This is a genomic window from Clostridium sp. CS001 (assembly GCF_020443565.1).
In the GTDB taxonomy this organism is placed as follows: Bacteria; Bacillota; Clostridia; order Clostridiales; family Clostridiaceae; genus Clostridium_AD.
The window spans coordinates 25,418-42,634 of the sequence record NZ_JAIZZN010000016.1 but is presented as its reverse complement, the minus strand read 5'-3'; the positions used below and the strand labels follow the sequence as shown (position 1 = coordinate 42,634).

Annotated in this window: 15 protein-coding genes and 1 riboswitch; all 15 genes read left to right on the top strand. The window is 31.0% G+C overall.

The annotated features are described in order from the left end of the window. Positions 1-114 precede the first annotated feature (114 nt). Positions 115-1,503: a VanW family protein gene (locus tag LGK97_RS11800; RefSeq protein WP_226259972.1), complete on the top strand. Its 1,389-nt coding sequence runs from the start codon at positions 115-117 to the stop codon at positions 1,501-1,503. Between the two features lie 230 nt (positions 1,504-1,733). Further along, complete coding sequence (locus LGK97_RS11795; RefSeq protein WP_226259971.1) at positions 1,734-2,675, top strand: AAA family ATPase; 942 nt, start codon at positions 1,734-1,736, stop codon at positions 2,673-2,675. 1 nt (position 2,676) lies between these two features. Then, positions 2,677-3,837 carry a DUF58 domain-containing protein gene (locus LGK97_RS11790; protein WP_226259970.1) on the top strand — a complete coding sequence of 387 codons (1,161 nt, stop codon included), beginning with the start codon at positions 2,677-2,679 and terminating at the stop codon, positions 3,835-3,837. A 4-nt stretch (positions 3,838-3,841) separates the two neighbouring features. After that, positions 3,842-6,193, top strand: coding sequence for a transglutaminase domain-containing protein (locus LGK97_RS19950; RefSeq protein WP_226259969.1), 2,352 nt, complete (start codon positions 3,842-3,844; stop codon positions 6,191-6,193). Positions 6,194-6,274: 81 nt separating this feature from the next. After that, positions 6,275-7,102: a Cof-type HAD-IIB family hydrolase gene (locus LGK97_RS11780; protein WP_226259968.1), complete on the top strand. Its 828-nt coding sequence runs from the start codon at positions 6,275-6,277 to the stop codon at positions 7,100-7,102. 493 nt (positions 7,103-7,595) lie between these two features. Continuing rightward, positions 7,596-8,075 (top strand): hypothetical protein, encoded by a 480-nt coding sequence (locus LGK97_RS11775; protein ID WP_226259967.1) that lies wholly within the window; start codon positions 7,596-7,598, stop codon positions 8,073-8,075. Between the two features lie 85 nt (positions 8,076-8,160). Next, a complete protein-coding gene (locus tag LGK97_RS11770) occupies positions 8,161-9,723 on the top strand; it encodes a MutS-related protein (protein ID WP_226259966.1) in 1,563 nt (520 codons plus the stop codon). A 142-nt stretch (positions 9,724-9,865) separates the two neighbouring features. Beyond that, positions 9,866-10,333: a tRNA (cytidine(34)-2'-O)-methyltransferase gene (locus LGK97_RS11765; RefSeq protein WP_226259965.1), complete on the top strand. Its 468-nt coding sequence runs from the start codon at positions 9,866-9,868 to the stop codon at positions 10,331-10,333. A 52-nt stretch (positions 10,334-10,385) separates the two neighbouring features. Next, a complete protein-coding gene (locus LGK97_RS11760) occupies positions 10,386-11,225 on the top strand; it encodes a DegV family protein (protein WP_226259964.1) in 840 nt (279 codons plus the stop codon). A 309-nt stretch (positions 11,226-11,534) separates the two neighbouring features. Continuing rightward, a riboswitch (glycine riboswitch) is annotated at positions 11,535-11,683 on the top strand. Positions 11,684-11,862: 179 nt separating this feature from the next. After that, entirely contained in the window at positions 11,863-12,240 is a 378-nt protein-coding gene (locus tag LGK97_RS11755) for a GrdX family protein (protein WP_226259963.1), read from the top strand. A gap of 32 nt (positions 12,241-12,272) precedes the next feature. Further along, on the top strand, positions 12,273-13,199 hold the full coding sequence (gene trxB, locus LGK97_RS11750) for a thioredoxin-disulfide reductase (protein WP_226259962.1): 927 nt from the start codon (positions 12,273-12,275) through the stop codon (positions 13,197-13,199). Between the two features lie 149 nt (positions 13,200-13,348). Next, positions 13,349-13,678, top strand: coding sequence for a thioredoxin family protein (locus LGK97_RS11745; protein ID WP_226259961.1), 330 nt, complete (start codon positions 13,349-13,351; stop codon positions 13,676-13,678). 77 nt (positions 13,679-13,755) lie between these two features. Next, on the top strand, positions 13,756-15,042 hold the full coding sequence (locus tag LGK97_RS11740) for a glycine/sarcosine/betaine reductase component B subunit (RefSeq protein ID WP_226259960.1): 1,287 nt from the start codon (positions 13,756-13,758) through the stop codon (positions 15,040-15,042). A 95-nt stretch (positions 15,043-15,137) separates the two neighbouring features. Further along, positions 15,138-15,614 carry a glycine/sarcosine/betaine reductase complex selenoprotein A gene (grdA, locus tag LGK97_RS11735; protein ID WP_226259959.1) on the top strand — a complete coding sequence of 159 codons (477 nt, stop codon included), beginning with the start codon at positions 15,138-15,140 and terminating at the stop codon, positions 15,612-15,614. Positions 15,615-15,742: 128 nt separating this feature from the next. Then, positions 15,743-17,050 carry a glycine reductase complex selenoprotein B gene (gene grdB, locus LGK97_RS11730; protein WP_226259958.1) on the top strand — a complete coding sequence of 436 codons (1,308 nt, stop codon included), beginning with the start codon at positions 15,743-15,745 and terminating at the stop codon, positions 17,048-17,050. Positions 17,051-17,217: the final 167 nt, after the last annotated feature.

Genomic DNA, 17,217 nt, shown 5'->3' with positions numbered 1-17,217 from the left:
CTTACAATAAACATAGGCTGAGGAATTAGTTACAAGTAGGTTACAAGGATAAAAGCATATAGAAATATTAGCGCTTGTGTAGTATAATATTTTTGAGTAGAAAGGAGATTCTATATGAAGAAAAAAGCAATTATAGTACTAGGAGTTTTAGTTTTGTTAGGTACCATTACATTTACTAGCTACTCTTATGTTAAAGTGAAACAATGGAGTTCCCTTATTTTGCCTAAGGTTAAAATAGGAAATGAAGATTTAACAGGTAAAACTAAGGAAGAAGCTCAAGATATAATAAAGGACAAGTATTCAAGTCAGATCATTAAGAAAAAGATCAATATAGTGGCTGGAGACAAGAAATATTCCTTGGATTATTCAAAACTTGACGCAAAATATAATATCAATGAAGCCTTAGAGGAAGCAGTTAGCTATGGAAAAGACATGAATATGTTTGAAAAATATAAAGCTATAAAAAATCCTGTTCAAAGGCAAATAGAGTTAAAGTTTGAATACAATGATAAATATATTGATCAGACAATAGAACAAATAGTAAAAGACACAAATAAAAAGGCTGTAGATGCAACTATAACAATGGTAAGTAGTGGGGTATTTAACGTTACTAATGACGTAGTTGGAAAGCAACTAGAAGTAGAAAAATTAAAAGCTGACATCAAAAGTAAAATTAATGGTTCTCTTTCAGAAGCTACTGTAAGTATAGAGGCTGCAATACAAGAAGTGAAGCCCAAGGTTACAGCTGCTACATTAAATACAATAGATAAAAGAATATCAAGCTTTAGCACGAACTTTGAAAGTTCAGCAGAGGGAAGAGCGATAAATATAGGGTTATCTACTAAAAGTATAAACGGTACACTACTTATGCCAGGAGATGTATTTAGCTTTAATGGAATTGTAGGGGAAAGAACACAGCAAAGAGGATATCAATCTGCAGGTGTAATAGTTGGAGATAAATTAGAGCAGGGGCTTGGTGGAGGAATATGTCAAGTTTCATCAACTTTGTATAATGCAATTCTTGGAACTGATATTATATCAGTAGAAAGAACTCATCATACCTTCCCTTCGGGTTATATTCCAATAGGACAGGATGCCACAGTTGATTATGGCAATCTTGACTATAAGTTTAAGAATAACTACACTTATCCAATATTTATTGAAGGATATGTATCAAACAGGAATCTTTATTTTAATATTTATTCTAATTCTGCATTAGCTAAAAAAACTTATACAGTTTCAAATGAAATACTAGAAAGTATTGAGCCAAAGACAGAAAAGATACCAGATCCAACTAAGTATGAAGGTGAAATAGAAATCGTTCAGAAGGCTTATACGGGATATAAAGTTAGAGTTACTAGGAAAACCTTTGAAAATGGTGTTTTGATTAATACTCAAGTTATAAACAATGATACTTATAAGGTTATAAATGGTATTATAAAAGAGGGTACTAAGAAAAAGGAAACATTAGCTCCAGTTCCAAATGTTCCAGCAGTACAATAATAAATATGATAAAAAAACATAACGCTTTAATTAGCGTTATGTTTTTTTACTATTACAATACTTTTATAAGTGATCTAAATGATGATTTAATTTGAAAATTGCAACGTATTATTGCAGTGGAGTAGTAAGTTAATAATTGAATTAATGGATAAATAATGAATAATATGATATTATAAAATATCATACTGATACGGTGTTAATAATCTAAAGTATAATGAGGGGGATATATCATGATAAAGGAAGTGGAATTAATTGAAAGAATTGCATGTAACATGGAGAAAGTTATATTGGGGAAGCGAGTTGAAATTTATAATATTCTAAAAGGAATATTAGCTAATGGTCATATTTTAATTGAGGATGTTCCTGGGGTAGGAAAAACCACACTTATAAAAGCCTTAGCAAAATCATTAAGTTTGTCTTATAGTAGAATTCAATTTACACCTGATCTTTTACCTTCAGATATTCTTGGAGTATCTATATATAGTCAAAAAACCAAGGAATTTGAGTTTAACAAAGGTCCTATATTTTCCAATATAATACTAGCGGATGAGATAAATAGGACATCGCCTAAAACACAGTCTGCATTACTTGAAGCAATGGAAGAAAAGCAAATTTCAGAGGCTGGAATTACATATAAATTAAGAGAGCCTTTTTTAGTTCTGGCAACGGAGAATCCTATAGAATACGAAGGGACTTTCTCATTGCCAGAAGCACAACTAGATAGATTTATGATTAAAGTAAATATAGGATATCCTCATTCAGAGGCTGAGGTAGACATACTAGATTTATATAGACAAAGTAATCCTATTGAAGAAATAAAACCGGTTGCCACGGATGAGGATATTATTTACCTTCAGAAAAGAGTAAGAGATATACATGTGGAGAAGGAATTAAATGAATACATAGTAAAAATAGTTAGTGCAACTAGGAATAATAGTTTTATACTCCTAGGGGGAAGCATAAGGGCATCCTTAGCGCTACAAAGAGTGGCACAAGCAACTGCAATGATAAATGGACGTGATTATGTTATACCAGAAGATATAAAGACAAATGTGACAATTGTGTTAAGTCATAGAATTACTTTAACTTCATCAGCTAGGGCTAACAATTATACTACACAGCAAGTGATTTCAGATATCTTAAGAACAATTCAAGTTCCTAAGGTGAAGTAGTATGATTAAGGTAAATAAAAAAATTGTATTCCTGAGCATAGTGGCTTTTGGATTTGCTTATGTATCGGGAGGTAATCTGCCCTATTCAATATTTTATATGGTTTTAATTACTATAGTACTGGGAATGTGTTATATGCATATAGCTAACAAGAATATACATGCTAAATTCAAATATGACAGTAGGTTTTATAATGTTTCTGATAGTACAAGTATTTCAATTATAGTAGAAAATTTAGGATTAATACCAATCCCATATGTTTACGTTAAAAGTAAGGTGCTTTCTCAGTTAATAGATGGCTATCAAGGTGATTTGGTTTTTTTAGGACTTAACAATAACAAGTGGATTACTACCAAAATTTTTTTTAAAAAAAGAGGAGTTTATGATTTTGGACATATATCAATTGAAACCAATGACTTGTTTAATATTTTTAAATCTAGAAAAAATATTTATAATAAACTAAAGATAATAGTATATCCAAAAGTATACGATTTAAGTGATGTAAACTTAACTGGACGCCATAGTTATGAAAATCTCATTAATAGCAAAAGCGGAATTGATGATTTTACATTAATTAAGGACATAAGAAAGTATAATGTAGGGGACAATCTTAAAAAAGTACATTGGAAATTAAGCGCTAAACACGGAGAGATGTATGTAAAGAATTTTGATTCAATTTCTGGGAAGGAATGTAATCTACTCGTTAATATGCATAACAATAATTTGCGTAATGATGTAAGTGAAATTATAGAGGAAGATATGGTTGATTTTTCTGTATCTTTAACTAAGTACATGATGAATGCTAGAATTAAAACCAGATTATTTATACATGCCAAAGAACAAAAGAATATAGAAGTGGAATTTAAAGATGACTTTACAGGAGTTATGGAGTACTTTTTAAAGTCTAAAAGTGATGCTACCACGGATTTTTCTAACTTTATAAAACTAAATTTAAGACACATACCTAAGGGAAATTGGATAGGAGTTATAAGTATAACTATAGATGATAACTTAAGGGATACCCTTATGAATTTAAAGAAAATGGGATATAAGATCAATTTGTTTTACCATGGAAATTCCTTACATGAATCTGAAAATATTAATCTTCTTAAAAATCTAGGAATAGAATGCATTCGTTTTAAGGAAATCATAGAGGGAAGGTGAAGAAGTGAGGTGGATAAAGGAAAAACTCATATATATAGTTCTAATCTGCATAAATTTTAATTTTATTTTAATACTTTTAGAAAAAGGTATGAAAATTAAGAATTTTGATTATAAACTTACCGGTTTATTATTTTTAATAGGTATTTTAATTTATTGGTTTTATAATTATGTACTTAGAAAAGGAGCTTATAGATTTTTTTTTACAATTGGAATATGTAGTGCGGGGTCTGTTTTATATATTAAGAAAGCAGAAGCTGTAAATAGAATGTTCCACAACTACGTTGTGAACAATATTATTGTTTTAAATGATCTTATATACAAAGGAGATATTACTTATTTTTATCAATATAAAATCATAGTTATGTTAATAATTCCTTTAATTACTACTTTGATTTTGTGGATAACATTTAGATTTGCTAAGAAATTCATATTAATGATATCTCTTGCAGTGGTTATTTCACTATGGTTTTCTAGTTCTTATGCAGTGGTTAAAGATTATCTATTTGCATATATTTTTATCTCTTTATTTACGTTTATTATTATGGCCTACATAAAAAAGATTAGGGAATACAAGGATCAAGGAGTAAAGATATCTTTAAACTTTAGCTATATTTTAATTTATGGAGTTGCAGTGTCATTGATAATTGCTAAATTAACAGTTATATTACCACAGGAATATAAAGGGAAAGGCTTTACTTCCTTTAATAATTATTTCAACAATGAGTTTGCATCTGAAACATTCCCAGATAGTAAAGGTAAATATGATTTGTCTAATTCCGGTTATAAAGGTAATGAAAAAAAATTAGGTGGTCCTATTTCTATAAATTATCAGGAAGTTTTTAAAGTGAAAAGTGATAAGCCGTATTATCTAAAGGGTAATGTTAATGATTTTTATGATGGCGGTAAGTGGAGTAAAGCTAATGAGAATTATTCTAAAACACTAAGTGGTAAATATATAGGCAATATAGAGCATGGAGAGGTTATGAATAGAAGGGAAAATACAATCACCATATACCCTTACACAAAATTCAAAACCAATACAATATTTGTACCTAACAATACATTTGCTGTATCGGGGGTGGAAGGAACATTGTTTTGCGATGAAATTCCAACAGTTTTAAGTGGGAAATTAGTTTTAAAAGAATATAATGTAGACTTTTATGAATATGAAAACCTAATGGATACTATTGAAAATGTGCGAGAATTTGAAAAGAAGAGCGTAGAAAGGGTTTTAGTAGAAGGTGAATTCTTAAGAACTGAAGACCGGGTGCCGATGGATTATTTATTGCAGCCAAAACCTAGAATTTTACATGGTGTTGCTAGTAAGGAAGATAGATTTGAAGCTACAAAAGGTGAAGATATTGAAATGGTAAAAGAATATAGTGAGTATTTGCAAGTTCCAGAAAATATTTCAGATAGGATATATGACTTAGTTTACGAAATAACAAAAAACTCTCAAAATAGCATAGGGAAGGTACTGGATATTAAGAATTACTTAACTAAAAATTATGTTTATGATATGCAGGTTGCTGTAGTGCCTGAAGGTGATGAATTCATTGATTATTTTTTATTTAAGGAGAAAAAGGGATATTGTACTTATTTTAATACAGCAATGACAGTAATGTGTAGAATTGCAGGAGTGCCAGCAAGGTATGTAGAGGGATTTAAAACTCCAATCAAGAGAGAGGAAAGAGGCGCATTATATAGTGTGACTAACGCTGATGCTCATGCTTGGTGTGAAGTATTGCTTGGAACTTCAGCATATTCAAATATGTGGACCGTAGCGGATGCATCGCCCACCGCATCAGAAGAATTACAAAGGAAATTAGAAGAACTTCGCGAAGCTCAAAAAAACTTTGTCACTAGTGGTGAGGTGGAGACAAATAAAATCCGTAAACCCAAAGATGAAAAAGAAGACATAGAGCTAGCAAATAAAAGTGATATAGTTAAGTCAAAATTACTTTCAGATAAGCAAATTAATGAGATAAAGATATTAACTACAATTATATTATTTATTTTAATTAGAATCATGCAGGTGGTAAAAAAGCAAAATAAGTTATTTGAATGTAAGGAAATAGCACCACTATATAATTATTACCTCTATAGATTAGCTACTATTAATATAGTTAAAGCAGAATATCAAGGTGACTTAGAGTTTGTGCAAGGAATACAAGACTCTACATTGAGAGCAACAATGGAAATCTTAGTTCAGGGGGCTTATGAAGAATTCTATGGCAGACATTCAGTAGCATCACTAAATAATAAAGAATACTATAAATTTTTAGAAGAATACTTAAAACAATATCAAGGAAGAACTGGGTATTTGCTAAATAAATACCTAGGTGAAAATGAGTAAACTAAGTACCAATTAGGTAGGAAAGTGTATTTTAAAGTAACATATACTAAACTAAAAAACTTAAGAAGAGGAGAAAAATATATGGAATACAAATTAATATGTATAGATATGGATGGTACTTTGCTAAATGATAAAAAGATTGTTAGTGAGGAAAATATTAAAGCTATAAGGCTTGCTTATGAAAAAGGAGTGAGAATTGCAGTGTGTACGGGAAGAATCTTTACCTCAGCTGATTTTTTCTCGGAGATTTTGGGAGTAAAGTCACCAGTAATAGCTTCCAATGGTGCTTTTATTATGGAGAAGGACAAAGGTGAGGTAGTTTATAAAGCTACTTTAGGAGTGGAAAAATGCAAGAAACTTCTAGCTATGTTTAGGAAACATGATATATATCCTCACTATTATACCAGTGATACTGTTTTTACAGAGAAATTGGTATATTCCTCTTCCTTCTATGTAGAAGTCAATAAAACACTGCCAAAGGATAAGCAAGTTAAAATAGTGGTGGTGAAAGATTGGGATGAGGTGTTTAAGACTTATGAAAATGAAATTTTCAAAGGTATAGGAGTAGATGAAAACATAGAAAAAATAAAGGAAATAAAGGCATCGCTAAGGAATATGGATGAGTTTGAAGTAGTAAGTTCTCGCTTTAATAATTTTGAGGCAATGAATAAGTGTGTTTCAAAGGGAAATGCAGTTGAAATTTTAGCGAATTTTTATGGAATAACTAGGGAACAGATCATTTGTATAGGGGATAGTGAAAACGACTTGTCTATGATTAAGTTTGCGGGACTTGGAGTTGCTATGGGAAATGCAGATGAAGAGGTAAAGGCGGCTGCACAATATATTACTGAAAGTAATAATTGTGACGGGGTAGCAAGGGTTATTGAAAAGTTTGTGTTAGAAGTATAATGGGGTAAGTTTGAAATTTCAATAGTCCCTTCGCTTCGTATTGCAAGTCACTGCGGAGAAATTTCAAACCTACATTATGTGCATTCAGGAACGATATCAGTAGAGATAGAGATGGTATTTAAGAGTACTTTTATTAACGTATCTACAAATAAAATGAATTAAGAATTACTAAGGCGAAGGGAAAGAATTCTGCTCAATATATACTTTTGTTATCATAATACAAGAAAAAATATATAGTCTTTAAATTCTTCAATCAAACCTTAGCAAAGTAAACGTAAATAGTGTATTGTGTATAATTTTATAGGTTGTAAATAAGCAAGAAGCAGAAGAGTATAATAAAAAAAGGGGTGAAAATATGAAAAGTAAAATGCGGATAATAAAATATAAAAATGTATCATTTGTAAAACTATTGGGAGTGATTGGATTAACTTTATGGATATTATCTATGTTTATAAAATAAAATTTCATAATATGGAATAAAGGGGCGAAATTTTTGATTAAAAATAATCTGAAGTCACTTTTGATACATATAGCAATAAGTATACCTTCTTTGATTATATTTTTTTTCTTCATTATGGGACAACCAAAGTGGGCATCTGAGGAGGCTGCGAATAAATATCATTATAGTATGATGTTTATATCTGTTATTATTATTGTTGTAGCAGTTTACTTATACTATTCGTTGGCAGGAAAACGCTTAACTAATCAAGGAAGCAAATATAAAAATTTATTATCGGTTAGCTTAACTGGAATAGTAGGAATAGTACTTTGGGCAGTTGCATTTAATGGTGATAGGATAGGTCCGAGCAATATTTTATTAAACTCTCATTTGTGGGAGCGTTATAATATGTATAATGGATATTCTTTTTTTCTAATATATGAATCTGAAATTAATAATGCATATGTATTTTTAGTATCTTCGTTTATTCCTACAATTGTTATGTGGTTTGGAGTACGGAAACAGAACCCATAATAAACACTGGGTATAATCCACGTAAGTTGGTATAATGTAATAGAGATAAGGATATAACTTTAAATAACTTAAGGGGTAATTAACTATGAGCAGAAGGTTTTTGAGATCAATAAGAAATGATTATAGCGGGGATATAGATAAAGTAAGAAATTTTGACAGGATTAAGAAGTTATTTGATATGAGTAAAAAAAGTGATTACACTTTAGACAATCAAACTTGGGACGATTTAGATATGAATAAGGTGTATACAAAGCTAGATAGAACATATAGCAGTCCGGGGGAAGCGGCTTTATATTCAATGCTTAGAAACCCTTTAATGGAGGAAGAAAAGTTAAAAGAAAGAGGAAAACTAATACAGGTATTTAAAGATAACAGTAAGCTTAGGGAAAATCTTCAATGTATCTTTTTTGATTTAAATACTGATTCTAAAAATTGCTTTTTGGATATGATGGAGAATGACCTTACTATAAATAAAGCTAAATACTACATATATACTTTTCTTGGTAAGGTATTACCATTAGTAGCAATTCTTCTTTCAATATTTGTAAATGTGAAATTTATGTTAGGAATAGTTGCATTAAGTTCTATTAATATGCTTATAAATACTAGAGAAGTAAAGGATATTAAGTCTAATGGTATATTTTATTTAAGAAAAAATATAAAGGCAGCTAGAAAAATAGTTAGTATAAATGATAAAGAAATTATTTATTATAAGAATAAAATAACAGCGATACTTAAATCAGTAAAGGATATAGAAAGAGGCACAAGATTAATAGGAGTTGTAAATATGTGGGGTGGATTATTTGAGTCGCTTTCCGTAATTTTTCTATTAGAAGAAAGTGCATATTATGCTATATCTGATAAGATCAAACATGAAAAAGAAGTTTTAATGGATCTTTACTATACAGTTGGTGAATTAGAAGCGCTAATTTCTATTTCGGCATATAAACATAATTTAAATCATCAATGTGTTAAACCTAAGTTTATAAAGGAAATTGCTTTAAATATAACTGATGGAATTCATCCTATTATTGATAACCCAGTTTCGAATTCAATAAATATAGAAAATCATGGAATTGTCCTTACAGGTACAAATATGGCTGGGAAGTCTACTTTCTTAAGAATGCTGGGGGTAAATATAATTTTGGCTCAAAGTTTTTATTTTGTTTTGGCTAAAGAGTACAAAGCACCATTTTTTAACATAGTTTCCTCAATCAGCCCCAATGATGACTTAACAAAAGGAAAGAGTTTCTTTATGGCAGAGGTAGAAGCAATTCTTAGAATCATTAAAGCTTTAGAAAAGAATGTTCCTGTATTTTGTCCTATAGACGAAATATTTAGGGGGACAAATCCAATAGAAAGAATTGCTATGTCAGCAGAAATATTAACATATCTGAATAATGGTAAAACTATTTCTATAGTAGCTACCCATGATAGGGAGCTTACTGACATCTTAAAAGAGAATTATGATTTTTATTATTTCAGTGAAAATGTTGACACTAGTAGTGGCTTAAGCTTCGATTATAAAATAAAAAAGGGGATCTCTAAAACAAGAAATGCAATTAAGCTTTTAGAATATATGGGGTACCCAAAAGAAATAATAAACAGTTCATATAAAAGAGCTGAAATTATAGAGAAATTGTTATAAATTGAGAGCGCAAGGAGAAGTGTTAACTTCCTGTATCTTTACTATTTGCAACAATTGAGGTAATATTATTTTAAGTATTTATTCCATGAAACAATACAAGTATCAATTGTTTTGTATTGTTAAGATGGCAAGGAGGAAAATTGTGAATTTAAATATTGTTTTATTTCAACCCGAGATTCCACAAAACACTGGGAATATAGGAAGAACATGCGTACTAACTGACTGCAAGCTTCACCTTATAAAGCCACTAGGATTTAGTTTAGATGAGAAACAACTTAAAAGAGCAGGGCTTGATTACTGGCCTTATTTAGATGTAGAAATTCATGAATCCTATGAAGCACTTAGGGAGAAGTATAAAGATGATACCTTTTATTATTCTACAACAAAAAGTTCAAAGTTTTATTCAGACGTAAAGTATAAAAAAGGTGATTTTATAATATTTGGACGAGAATCTTCAGGACTTCCAGATAGTGTTCGAGATAGTGATCCAGAAAGATGCATAAGAGTACCAATGGTAAGTAGTTCAACTAGATCACTTAATCTTTCTAATACAGTAGCTATTATGACATATGAGGTTCTTAGACAAATAGGATTTCCAGATATGAGATAAAAGTCTTAGCCATTAAATTATATATATCCCAAAAGGAAGTAAGGAGGCTTAAATGCAAAAGATTAAGATTATAACAGATAGTACCTGCGATTTAAACAAAGATATTATTGAAAGATATAATATAGAAGTTTTGCCCTTACTTGTGAAAGTAGATGATGAAACTTATAGGGATGGCGAAGATATAACGTTACAAGAATATTTATACAAAATGAAAAGCACGGAGGAATTTCCCACTACAACACAAGTAATTCCACACAGGTTCTATGAATGTTATAAAAAGTATTTAGATGAAGGTTATAAAATAGTATCTATTCATTTATCTTCAAAAATGAGCGGAACCTATCAATCAGCCTGTATAGCAAAAGACATGCTAGAAACAGAAGATATTATAACAATAGATAGTTATAATGTTACATCTGGCCTTGGGCTATTAGTTTTAAAGGCAGCGAAACTAAATGAAGAAGGAAACAACATATTTGAAATAGAAGAAAAAATTAAAGAAATAATACCACACATAAAAAGTGCGCTTGCTTTTGATTCATTAGACAACTTAGTAAAAGGTGGTAGGCTTTCTAAAACTGTTGGAGCAATAGGTGGAATTCTTGACATAAAGTTAATTTTAACTATAAAAGATGGAGAAATGGCGGTAATAGACAAAGTACGTGGAACTCAGAAATCAATAAAGACTATTTTAAAGAATGTTGATAAAACTGGTATTAAAGAGGGAGAAACAAGCATACTACTACAAGCTAATGATAAAAGCATTCTAGAAAAATTAAGAAGTCATATGAATGAGAGGGAAATGGAATTTATAGAGTGTGAAGTTGGATGCGTTGTAGGAACACATTCTGGTGAAGGAGCTTGCGGCATTTTTTATGTTGAAGATTATTAAGCTACATTCACATAAATATATTAGAGTTATTGCTTTTTACTAAGGCTCAAGGCTGTAGTGCTCATACAAAGTATATATTAGAAATTGCAATTATAGTATTATCTTATTTTTATTTTCCTAAAGTTGTTTATTCGAAAATGGTAGTGATAAAAAAATAACGAACTATTTGATATATGTATCACTGCTATAGATAAATAAAATAATCAATATTCGAAAAAGTATGGTTACAGTGAAAAATATAGTATATAATGTAGATATATGATTAACAATATATAATATAAATAATTAATAAATTTAATATGGTAATGGATGATGTTTTAGGGAGATGATCTTAAAATATAATGGTTTAAATCTTGATAATTGTAGGAAAAGATTTAACTAGTTTAAGATAGCCGTAGGAGTAAGTATTGTAGCCCATACAATGTGAATCTCTCAGGCAAAAGTACCAAAAATGGACATACCTCTGGAAAGCGAATAGCACCGACGGAGTAAATCTCTCAGGTTAAGAGACAGAGTATAAAGGCATAAGGGACTTTTATACTCTGTTTTTTGTTATTATAAAATATGCCTTAACTAGATACAAGAGAAAACAATCAATGATTGTCTTGTTCCTTAAAGTAGAAAAGGAGGCTTATAATTGATAGAACCATTAATAATTGTAACTAATAATCCAATGTCAAAAGAACAATTTGAAAGCAAGTACAAGATAATATTTATTGAAGGAACTATGATGGATATTTTAAAGAAAGTTAGAGATAATATTCACGAAGGTCATAAATTATTAACTCATCCTTTAATGAGTAGTATAAAGCCAAATGAAACACCATATAGAACTATTTGCATATCTAAAGAAAAACTAGAAAAAGTTGATTTTCAATCGTTATCTATAATAGAAGAAAGCATTATGACCACGGAAAAGTTTTTAAATGATTTTAAAACGCCACAGTGGAATGAAAAAATATTATTAGACTTTCAACTTATAGATTCTGATTTAATATATCATGCAATAAATTAGACAAGACATGAAAATATGAGGAGGTTTTAATTATGGAACATATTTATGACACGATAATTATTGGTGGAGGTCCTGCGGGATTATCTGCTGGACTTTATGCAGCGAGATCAAGAATGAGTACCTTAATAATTGAAAGAGCAAAGTTTGGTGGACAAGCGACTACAACTGATGAATTAGAAAATTACCCAGGATCAATTGAAGAATGTACTGGAACATCATTAAGTAAAAGAATGAAAAACCAAGCAGAAGAATTTGGAACAGAATTTGTTAAAGATGAAGTTGTTGAAGTTGAACTTGATGGTGATATCAAAGTTATCAAATGTAAAAAAGAAACTTATAAGGCTAAAACAATTATAATTGCTACAGGAGCTTATCCAAGACTTGGTGGATTCAAAAATGAAATAGAACTAAGAGGAAAAGGTGTTTCTTACTGTGCAACTTGTGATGCTGACTTCTTTACAGATTTAGACATTGCAGTACTAGGTGGTGGGGATTCAGCTATAACTGAAGCTATATACTTAGCTAAGTTTGGTGAAACTGTTACAATAATACACAGAAGAGATGAACTAAGAGCAGCTAAATCACTTCAAGAAAAAGCTTTCAAAAACCCAAAGATAAAGTTTGTTTGGGATACAGTAGTTGAAGAAGCTAAGGGTGAAGAGATATTAGAAGGTTTAGTGCTTAAAAATGTTAAAACTGGCGAAGTTAGTGATTTGAAAGTAGATGGATGTTTTGTATTTGTAGGATATCTTCCAATTTCAGAATTGTTTAAAGGAAAGATTACTATGAACGACAGAGGAGATATTATCACTGATGAAGAAATGAGAACCAATATACCAGGAGTATATGCAGCAGGAGATATAAGAGAGAAGTTATTAAGACAAGTAATTACAGCAGCGGCAGATGGTGCAATAGCAGCTACTCATGCTGAACATTACATTGAGGCAAAATTTAATTAGTTTATATTAAAACATATATTTGTTTTAAATTAATATAAAGTAGTCAATTTGATTATAATATTAATCAAATGACAATAATTTAAATCGTAAGAGGCATAAAGATTAATAATCTTTATGTACAAAATGAAAAAAACAGGAGGTAATGAGTAATGGTAGAATTAAACAAAGACAATTTTGATGCAGAAGTATTAGAATCAGAAAAACCGGTATTTGTTGATTTTTGGGGCGATAAGTGTGAAATTTGTATAGAACTTATGCCTGGAGTACACGGTCTTGAAGAAAAATTCTCAGACAAAATAAAATTTGCTAGCTTAAACATTGGTGGAGCAAGAAGAACAGCTATAGCTCAAAGAGTTTTAGGACTTCCAACAATGATTATATATAAAGGTGGAGAAAAAGCTGCTACAATAACACCAGATAAGATATCTTCATTAGACGATGTAGAAAATTTTATAAAAGATTACTATAACACATTATAATTTGGTACTAAAGCTTATAGTAAAAAATCTATAAGTTATTAGATATATATACTCATATATCATAGGAGGTGAATGTTTTGCGTCTAGAAATTGGGAAAATATTTATTAAAGATATTCAGTTTGGACTAGAAACAAAGGTTGAGGGTGGAGTTCTTTACGTTAATCAAGAGGAATTATTAAAAGAGGTTGCTGGTGATGAAAGACTTGCAAGTATTAAATTTGATATAGCAAGACCAGGTGAAGAGGTTAGAATAATTCCAGTAAAAGACGTAATAGAACCAAGAGTTAAAGTTAGTGGTACTGGTGGAATATTCCCAGGATTTATAAGTAAGGTTGAAACAGTAGGTTCAGGGAGAACTCACGTTCTTAAAGGAGCAGCTGTTATAACTACTGGTAAAATCGTTGGATTCCAAGAAGGAATAGTTGATATGTGCGGAGAAGGAGCTAAATATACACCTTTCTCAAAAACAAACAACTTAGTAATTACTTGTGAGCCAAAAGAAGGCATTCTGCAACACAATCATGAAGAAGCTGTAAGAATGGTAGGATTTAAAGCTGCAGTTTATCTAGGACTTGCTGGAAAAGATGTTGAGCCGGATGAAGTGAAAACTTTTGAAACGTTACCATTACTTGAGCAAGTTAAGCAATATCCAGAGCTACCAAAGGTAGTATATGTATACATGCTTCAAACACAAGGATTATTACATGATACTTATGTTTATGGAGTAGATGCTAAGAAAATAATACCTACAATTATGTACCCAACAGAAATATTTGATGGAGCAGTTGTAAGTGGTAACTGTGTTTCTGCTTGTGACAAAAACCCAAGCTATGTGCATATGAATCATCCGATAATAGAAGATTTATATGAAAGACATGGTAAGGATTTCAACTTCCTTGGATGTATAATAACAAATGAAAATGTATACTTAGCAGATAAAGAAAGATCTTCAAGTATGGTTGCAAAGTTAGTTGAATTTATGGGAGCTGATGCTGCTATAATTTCAGAAGAAGGTTTTGGTAATCCAGATGCGGATCTTGTTATGAATTGTAATAAGATAACTGCAAAAGGAGTTAAAACTGTACTTTTAACTGATGAATATGCAGGTCAAGATGGAAGCTCTCAATCACTTGCTGACTCAACACCTCATGGTGATGCAGTTGTAACTGGTGGAAATGCTAACGAAGTAATTACATTACCTCCAATGAAGAAAGTAATTGGTCATCTTGAAGTTGCTGATATCATAGCTGGTGGACACATGGGAAGTCTTGGAGAAGATGGATCTATCTATGCTGAAATCCAAGTTATAACTGGTGCAACTAGTGAAGTAGGATTTAACTACTTAACAGCTAAAGGATACTAATATAGTTAATTAAGTTTATTTTGATGATAATTATATAGAATTAGAATTAAATTAAACCAACTAGGAAATAATGAAAATATAAACACGAAAGGAAGATGAAAATGTTAGAAGGAAAGAAAGTTATTGCTATAGGAGATAGAGACGGTATACCTGGTCCTGCAATAGAGGCTTGTGTAAAATCTGCTGGAGCAGAGGTAGTATTTGCATCAACAGAGTGCTTTGTCTGAACGGCTGCAGGAGCTATGGATCTGGAGATCCAACAAAGAGTAAAAGACCTTACTGAAAAGTATGGCGCTGAAAACATGGTAGTAGTTATTGGAGGAGCTGAAGCAGAAGCATCAGGACTTTCAGCAGAAACAGTAGCAGCAGGAGACCCAACATTCGCTGGACCTTTAGCTGGAATTGCTTTAGGCCTTGCAGTATACCACGTAATCGAACCAGAAATCAAAGATGCATGTGATGCGTCAGTATATGATGAGCAATGTGGGATGATGGAAATGGTTTTAGAAGTAGATGAAATAATTGGAGAAGTAAAATCAGTTAGAGATCAATTCTCTAAATATAGTGTTTAATAACATTCAATAGAGTTAAATTAAGTGATATGCATTAGTATAAATACTATACGATTGTCAATTTAAACTAGGTTATTTTGAGTCTAGACAAAGAATTGTCAATTCCCATTAGAAGGGGGGAGAAATACTTGTTAAAAATCGTACATTATATAAACCAATTTTACGCTGGAATAGGCGGAGAAGAAAAAGCAGATATTAAACCTGAAGTTAGAGAAGGCTTTGTAGGACCAGGATTGGGACTAAACGGTCTACTTACAAAAGATGGAGCAGAAATAGTTGCTACTATAATCTGTGGTGACTCGTATTTTGCAGAAAACATAGACGAAGCTAAAGCTGAAATAATAGAGATGGTGAAAAAATACAATCCTGATTTATTTATAGCTGGACCAGCGTTTAATGCAGGAAGATATGGTATCGCTTGTGGTGCTATAGCTACAGCAGTAAAAGAAGAATTAAACATACCAGTAATGACTGGAATGTATGTAGAAAATCCAGGTGCTGATATGTATAAAAAATATGTGCATATAATTTCAACTAGAAATAGCGCAGTTGGTATGAGAGAGGCACTACCTAAAATGGCAGCTTTAGCTTTAAAATTAGCTAAAGGTGAAGAAATAGGAATGCCAAGTGAAGAAAATTATATCGAAAGAGGTATAAGAAAGAACTACTTCGCTACTGAAAGAGGTTCTAAAAGAGCAGTTGACATGCTTGTTAAGAAGTTAAAGGGAGAAGAATTTGTAACAGAATTCAAAATGCCTAGCTTTGATAGAGTTGAGCCAATGGCACCTGTACTTGATATGACTAAGGCTAAAATAGCAATAGTTACATCTGGTGGAATAGTACCAAAAGGAAACCCAGATCACATTGAATCTTCAAGTGCTTCTAAAATCGGTAAATACGACATAGAAGGAATAATGGATTTAACTTCTGAAACTCATGAAACAGCGCATGGTGGACACGATCCAGTATATGCTAATCAAGATCCAGATAGAGTTATTCCAGTAGATGTTCTAAGAGATTTAGAAAAAGAAGGAAAAATAGGTTCATTGCACAGATATTTCTACTCAACAGTAGGTAATGGTACAGCAGTTGCGTCATCTAAGAAATTTGGTGAAGATACTGCTAGAGAATTAATCGCTGATGGTGTTACTGCAGTTATATTAACATCTACATGAGGAACTTGTACTCGTTGCGGTGCAACGTTAGTTAAAGAAATAGAAAGAGCAGGATTACCTGTAGTTCATATGTGTACTATTACACCGGTTTCAGTAACAGTTGGTGCAAATAGAATTATACCTACAGTTGCTATTCCATATCCTCTTGGTGACCCAGCGTTAACTAAAGAAGATGAGTATGCATTAAGAAGAAAATTAGTAGAAAAAGCATTAATGGCTCTACAAACACCTGTAGATGGTCAAAAGGTATTTGAAGACTAATTTTAAACTTGGAAATAATAAGTGGATTAGGGGACTTTTAGGTTCCCTAATCCATTTATATAAGGTATGAAGAGTAATGAACAATATGTAATGCACAATGCACAATATACAATTTAGCTTAATTTATATAGAAATATAAAATTAAATTTAGTTAGAAAAGTTTATAT